This window comes from Tardiphaga sp., from assembly GCF_025356345.1.
Classification (GTDB): Bacteria; Pseudomonadota; Alphaproteobacteria; order Rhizobiales; family Xanthobacteraceae; genus Tardiphaga.
Genome location: NZ_JANXTC010000236.1, coordinates 1 through 6,108 on the forward strand (window position 1 = coordinate 1; position 6,108 = coordinate 6,108).

Consider the following 6,108-nt stretch of genomic DNA (forward strand, 5'->3'; position numbering starts at 1 on the left):
GACGCCGGTAATCAGCGCAAAGGCAATGCCGTTGATCAGGCCGACCAGTCCCTCGCGAATCACCACGCGCGACGCATTATTGGGATTGAGCTGGCGCGTCGCCAAAGCGCGGACCGCGACGGTCATGGTCTGCGTCGCCGCGTTGCCGCCCTGGCTGGCCACGATCGGCGCCAGCACGGCGAGCGCCACCATCTGTTCGAGCTGGCCCTCGAACAGGCCCAGCACCGAGGAGGCCAGAAACGCCGTGGCAAGGTTGACGATCAGCCAGTTGAAGCGGCCCTTGGCGATAGTCCAGAAACTGTCGGAAAGTTCTTCGTCCGACGTCACGCCGCCCAGCGCCTTGAGATCCTCGTCGGCCTCCTCCTCGATGACGTCGACGACGTCGTCGATGGTGATGACGCCGACCAGACGGTTGTCGGTGTCCACCACGGGCGCGGCGACAAGGTTGTACTTGCCGAACATCCGCGCCACTTCCTCCTGGTCGTCGACCACGGAGACGCGGCGGCGATCCTCGTCGATCAGGTCCGCCAGCTGCACCGGACGGCGCGAGCGCAGCAGAGCATCCAGCGACACCGCGCCCTGCCAGCGTTTGTCGCTGTCGACCGCGTAGATTTCATAGAACCGCTCCGGCAGGTCCGGCGTATCGCGCATGTAGTCGATCGCCTGTCCGACATTCCAATCCGGCGGCACCGCGATGAAATCGGTCTGCATGCGGCGGCCGGCGGAGTTTTCCGGATAATCCAGGCTGCGCTCCAGCGCGACGCGCTCCGAGGGCGGCAGCTTGTCGAGAATTTCGTCCTGATCCTCCTCGTCCATGCCTTCGAGCAGCTCGACGGCATCGTCCGCGTCCAGATCGCGCATCCCCTCGGCGACGGTGGCCGGCTCGAGTTCTTCGAGCAATTCCTCGCGAACGGAATCATCGACCTCATTGAGCGCGGAAAAGTCGAAATCAGCGCCGGTAAGCTCGATCAGACTGACGCGCTCAACGGCGTCGAGCGCCTCGATCAGGTCACCGAGATCGGCCTCATGCAATTCACCGACAATTTCCTTCAGGAAGGCGGCATCGGCCACCTGAATCGCCTTGGAAATGGCCTCGACGAAGGCGGGGCGGATATCGCCCTCCTTGTTTCGCATCGGAAAGCGCTCAAGCGCCGGGAGCTCAGCCATCACGGGGGCGACAACATCCAGATCATCGGTCATGCCGCACCTCGCCGGTTGGATTGGGTTGCGGAGCTGGCGCACTTGCGAATGAAATGCGCTATCCATCGATGAGAACGAACCTGTGCTCGGATCAGGCATTACCCAATGGTCGATGCCCCATGCAATCGGAAATATGCGGCGCGTGAAATCAACGGCCGGGAAAGTGTTGTGATCGTGTTGAAGGCCGCCATCATCGCCCTGATCATGTTCGCCGCGAGCGGCGCGCGAGCCGAAACTTGCCTCCGCGCGGACGCGCTTGGCACGTCCCGCGTCCTCAGCGTCGATCCCGCCGCCACTCCGCGCGTGGGCCTACAGAGCTTCCCCGATAGCCTGCCGCTTGATGATCACGAGGTGGTGCTGACGTTCGATGATGGCCCCCATGGCCCGACGACCACGAAAATCCTCGAGGCGCTGTCACGGGAATGCGTGCGCGCCACATTCTTCCTGATCGGACAGAGCGCGGCCGCCAATGCCCCGCTGGTGAAACGGATGGCCGCCGAAGGTCACACGATTGGGCATCACACCTGGGCCCATGCCGACCTGAAAAAAATCACCCTTGCCGCCGCGATCGAGCAGATCGACCGCGGCATCGCGGCGGACGAGTTGGCGCTGAACGGCAAGGCCAGCGCGGTTCCAAGCACGCCGTTTTTCCGTTTCCCCTATTTCGAGTCGACGCCGGCTTTGCTCGCCCTGCTGCAATCGCGCGGCATCGCCGTGTTCGGCGCGGATTTCTGGGCCAGCGACTGGAACAAGATGACGCCGGAACAGCAGCTGACGCTGATCACCGGCCGACTGCAGCAAGCTGGCCGGGGCATCATCCTGTTTCACGACACCAAGGCGCAGACCGCCGCGATGATGCCTGATTTCCTGCGCTATCTGCGAGCGAACCACTACCGGGTGGTGCACATCATGTCCGCGACCAAGAGCCGGTGAGCCGTGTTCAAGACCTGTTGATGACCGGATTAACATGGCGTTCATCGCCGACCCGGTAGTTTTTCCGAGTATTTGCAATGCATTGTGGTGTTTGGTGATGGCGCACGTTTCGATCGGACGACAGGCTCTGCTCAGCCTCGGCCTGCTGGCGGGCCTCGCCCAATCGGCGCTCGCCGCCAATTGCCCCGGTAACCCCGGTGCGCTCGGCACCTCACGCACTTTGGTGGTGGATCCGCGCGAGCACCCGCGGATCGGCACCATGCAATATCCGGAAACATTGCCACTGCGGGACCACGAGGTGGTGCTGACCTTCGACGACGGCCCGATCCCGAAATACAGCAACCAGATCGTGGCGATGCTGGCGGCGGAATGCATCCAGGCCACCTTCTTCATCGTCGGACGAATGGCTACGGAATATCCGGAAGGGGTTCGCAAGCTGATCGCGGCCGGTCATACGGTCGGGACCCATACCCAGAACCATCCCCTCGGCATGCGGCATCTGCCGATCGAGCGCGCCCGGCAGGAAATCGACGACGGCATCGCCAGCGTCACCGCCGCGCTCGGCAATCCCGCGCATCTGGCCCCGTTCTTCCGCATCCCCGGACTGTCGCGTGCCGAAAGCGCGGAGGACTATCTGGCGCAAAAGGGAATCCAGACCTGGAGCGCGGATTTCCCGGCCGACGACTGGCGCCATGTCAGCTCGCAGACGGTGCATGACCTCGCCCTCTCGCGGATCGAGGCCAAGGGCAAGGGCATCCTGCTGCTGCATGACATCCAGGCCCGCACGGTAGCTGCGCTACCCGGCATCCTCAGAGACCTCAAGGCACGCGGCTACCGCATCGTGCATGTGGTGCCGGCGACGCCCGAATTGCCGAGGACCCCGACCGAGCCACAGCAATGGCAGATGCATCCGACCTCGGAGACGGTGGCCATCTCCCGCTGGCAAAAAGTCCCGACCTTCGCCTATGGCCACGACGGCATGCTCGCCGCGCCCGCCGTGTCCGCTTCCCAACAAATGCTGACTTTGACGGAAGCGTTCGATCGTCCGAAGCGGGGACGCGGCATGGTCCCGCTGCCGCAGCAGGCGCCCTGGCCTCGCGGTTCGGCACCGCGGGATTTGAGCCCGGCCAGCCTGTTGCCGGTCCCCGCCTCGACGCTGTTTGACATCGCCGAGCGGCACACCGCGCCGATCACCGCGCTGGTCCGCCTGCCGCATCATGCGCAACGGATCGAGCGGCCGCGCGACGTCCCGGCGAGCAGCGGCCCGATAATCGCCGTCGACGCCAGCGCCGCGAGGCGAACGATTCCCGGCAGCGTTCCGGTCACCAAGCCGGGACTGCTGGCCACGCCCGCGGTGCCCCGCTAGAGCGTGATGACTTGAACAAGATCAATCGGTGTCCCATCCCCCCGTCATTGCAAGGTCAGGGAAAGCCAATTGGCTTTCCCCTTAGCGAAGCGACGCGGCAATCCAGAAGGCCGCGCGGGAAGTAAGACTGGATTGCTTCGTCGCAAGGGCTCCTCGCAATGACGGGGCCAGTGATTCGAATCATTATAAAGTCATCCGCTCTAGCGACGTCGCACGCTCGCGGCCAACCTAGTCGGAGACGATCTTGGTGACGCACAGCACCACAATGATCGCGAGAAACATCAGGTCGATGTATGACTTCATTTCGCCGGCCTGGCGTTGATCGACGACATCCCGGACCAGCAGCTTGCGCGCCGCCGCCGCCGCCGGCGAATCATGGGCCAGGCCGCCAAGGCGGCGTGTTTCCAGCTCGAGCCGCTCGATCGACTGGAAGAAATAGAAGGTGCGCAGCGCCGACACCGCCCGCATCGCCGCATAGGTGAGCACGATCGCCGCGATGATGGTGCGCTTCTGATATTGGCCGATAAAGTTCAGGCTGAAATAGACCAACGCCAGGAACACGAAATTGGAAACGAATCGATAGGCGTAACTGAGGTGTTTCATGTCTTCGCTCCGTCGCAGCAAGCCATCGAGCGGCGCACCTCGGCACCCGTCCGGACTGGAAATGCGTGAATAAAAATCGATAGGTTCGAAAATAACTGCGCCAAAAAACAGCGGCACTCGAAAAGGGGGCAGCCGCGGACCGATACCACCGGACCTCAGTACTATGGTACGCTACGCATGTTAAAAAGCCGTCAAGGTTTCTTGAGCAGCGCCGTTTCCAGATAGGCCAGTTCCCGCGAGATTTCAGTCATCAGCGGTTGCAATTCCGATTCGGCCGGCATTTTTTCGTAAGTGCCATCCTGGAGCGTGCTTAGCATGGTGGCGCGGGCGGCATGGAACGTCGTCAGGCGGTCGAAATCCTGCCGCTCGGCATATTTGTCGATCAGCTTTTCGAACGCCTTACTCATGGTTTCCGCCTGCTGTGACACGCCGTCAGATCCTTGATCCGACCGGCGCAATGGATTCGGGCTGCTAAACGGCGCCGCGATTGCGGCCTGATCACGGCCGCCCGCCGCGGGCTGATCACTCGACTCTATGAATGAGGTTGTGGTGCGCTCGGAGGGACTCGAACCCCCACCCTGTTACGGACTGCCACCTCAAGGCAGCGCGTCTACCAATTCCGCCACGAGCGCTAAAGAGACCGGCGGGCTTGCGCCATCCGGATCAACCGGCGCCGATGTAACAAATCAATGATGGGGGGACAAGGCCTGCTGAACGCTTCCCGTCACCTATCTGTGGTCGGCGGTCCGCGGCAACATTTGCTTGACTTCAACCGCGATGCGGTTGCGGTTCACAATCACCACGCCGGAGGCGATTGGCAGGTTGTTGGCGAGGATCCTGACCTCGTCCTGCTCGGTGGCATCCAGCTCGATGATGGCGCCGCGGCTCAGTCGCATGACCTGATGGACGGGCATCGAGGTGGTGCCGAGAACGACCATGATATCAACGGAAATCTTATCGAGGGTTGGCACAGGGTACCCACAGTCACAGCTGCAAGATCGCAGTGCCGCCGACAACATCATGTTATGGTTAGCCAATGGTTAATGACCGCCACAGCCTTGATCTGCAGCCCTTTTTGCGCGCGCGCGAGGCCTCGGCCGTGGAGTGGCGGATCGCCGACGCCCCGATTCCCTATCTCGATGCGGTCGCGGCGATGGAAGCGCGGGTGGCGGCGATCGCCGATGGCAGGGCCGCCGAACTGGTGTGGCTGCTGGAACACCCGCCGCTCTACACCTCCGGCACCTCCGGCAAGCCCGGAGACCTGCTGGAGGCCCGCTTTCCGCTGTTCGAGACCGGCCGCGGCGGCCAGCTCACCTATCACGGCCCGGGCCAGCGCATCGCCTATGTGATGCTCGATCTCAAGGCGCGCCGCCCCGACGTCCGCGCCTATGTCGCCGGGCTGGAGGAATGGCTGATCCGCACGCTGGCCGCCTTCAACGTTCGCGGCGAACGCCGCGAGGACCGCGTCGGCGTCTGGGTCGCCCGCCCCGACAAGGGGGCCGGCTTCGAGGATAAGATCGCCGCCATCGGCGTGCGGCTGCGACGCTGGGTGTCCTTCCACGGCATTTCGCTGAATGTGGAGCCCGACCTCAGCCATTTCGGCGCCATCGTGCCCTGCGGCGTGGTCGATCCGCGCTACGGCGTCACCAGCCTGGTCGATCTCGGCCTGCCGGTGACCATGACGGATGTGGACGTGGCGCTGCGGCAGGCGTTTGGCGAGGTGTTTGGCGACGGCGTGCGGGCGCCGCAAGCCACCGCCTGAGCGTTCCGATGAGAATGTCAAACAGCCAGCCTGTCGCGTTCTCGCGGCGCCAGGGGCGTCCGAGCTATCGGCAGATCTCGCCTCCGGACATGAGGGGAGCGGCGCGCCGGGAGGCGCGGTTGTGGTGGTTGGGAGGCGACCCATCTCGCGATGGATCGCGGCGCCTGCGGACGCGCCACCGCGGCGATTTTGGGCCGGGGGACCGTGCTTCCGGTCCAGGCTAAAGCCCCAGGGCCGCTGATCC

Annotated in this window: 7 protein-coding genes and 1 tRNA gene; 3 read left to right on the plus strand and 5 right to left on the minus strand. The window is 63.7% G+C overall.

From position 1 onward, the window contains the following. On the minus strand, positions 1-1,200 hold a 1,200-nt coding region (gene mgtE / locus Q0S16_RS14355), incomplete at its 3' end, for a magnesium transporter (protein WP_295849331.1). Positions 1,201-1,404: 204 nt separating this feature from the next. On the opposite strand from mgtE, the gene Q0S16_RS14360 reads away from it, so the two are divergent. Together Q0S16_RS14360 and Q0S16_RS14365 are read left to right on the plus strand one after the other, a co-directional pair. Further along, complete coding sequence (locus Q0S16_RS14360; RefSeq protein WP_295849350.1) at positions 1,405-2,133, plus strand: polysaccharide deacetylase family protein; 729 nt, start codon at positions 1,405-1,407, stop codon at positions 2,131-2,133. 97 nt (positions 2,134-2,230) lie between these two features. Beyond that, positions 2,231-3,499, plus strand: a complete 1,269-nt coding sequence (locus tag Q0S16_RS14365; RefSeq protein ID WP_295849333.1) for a polysaccharide deacetylase family protein — start codon at positions 2,231-2,233, stop codon at positions 3,497-3,499. Between the two features lie 228 nt (positions 3,500-3,727). On the opposite strand, the gene Q0S16_RS14370 is transcribed toward Q0S16_RS14365, so the two are convergent. The 4 genes from Q0S16_RS14370 to Q0S16_RS14385 all read right to left on the minus strand — a co-directional run bounded on the left by Q0S16_RS14370 (position 3,728) and on the right by Q0S16_RS14385 (position 5,073). Then, positions 3,728-4,102: a hypothetical protein gene (locus Q0S16_RS14370; RefSeq protein ID WP_295849337.1), complete on the minus strand. Its 375-nt coding sequence runs from the start codon at positions 4,100-4,102 to the stop codon at positions 3,728-3,730. 191 nt (positions 4,103-4,293) lie between these two features. Further along, entirely contained in the window at positions 4,294-4,530 is a 237-nt protein-coding gene (locus Q0S16_RS14375) for a hypothetical protein (protein WP_295849339.1), read from the minus strand. Positions 4,531-4,649: 119 nt separating this feature from the next. Further along, positions 4,650-4,734: transfer RNA gene (locus tag Q0S16_RS14380), tRNA-Leu, on the minus strand. Between the two features lie 96 nt (positions 4,735-4,830). After that, positions 4,831-5,073, minus strand: coding sequence for a FliM/FliN family flagellar motor switch protein (locus tag Q0S16_RS14385; RefSeq protein WP_295849344.1), 243 nt, complete (start codon positions 5,071-5,073; stop codon positions 4,831-4,833). Positions 5,074-5,138: 65 nt separating this feature from the next. Between Q0S16_RS14385 and lipB the strand changes: the two genes are divergently transcribed. After that, the gene (lipB, locus tag Q0S16_RS14390; protein WP_295849348.1) at positions 5,139-5,864 is read left to right on the plus strand and encodes a lipoyl(octanoyl) transferase LipB; all 726 of its coding nucleotides are present in this window, start codon (positions 5,139-5,141) and stop codon (positions 5,862-5,864) included. The last annotated feature ends 244 nt before the right edge of the window (positions 5,865-6,108 follow it).

Bases quoted from the DNA above. Each gene is read 5' to 3' on its own strand.
- lipB (WP_295849348.1), top strand. From the start codon at position 5,139: ATGGTTAATGACCGCCACAGCCTTGATCTGCAGCCCTTTTTGCGCGCG.
- Q0S16_RS14360 (WP_295849350.1), top strand. From the start codon at position 1,405: ATGTTCGCCGCGAGCGGCGCGCGAGCCGAAACTTGCCTCCGCGCGGAC.
- Q0S16_RS14370 (WP_295849337.1), bottom strand. From the start codon at position 4,102: ATGAAACACCTCAGTTACGCCTATCGATTCGTTTCCAATTTCGTGTTC.
- Q0S16_RS14365 (WP_295849333.1), top strand. From the start codon at position 2,231: ATGGCGCACGTTTCGATCGGACGACAGGCTCTGCTCAGCCTCGGCCTG.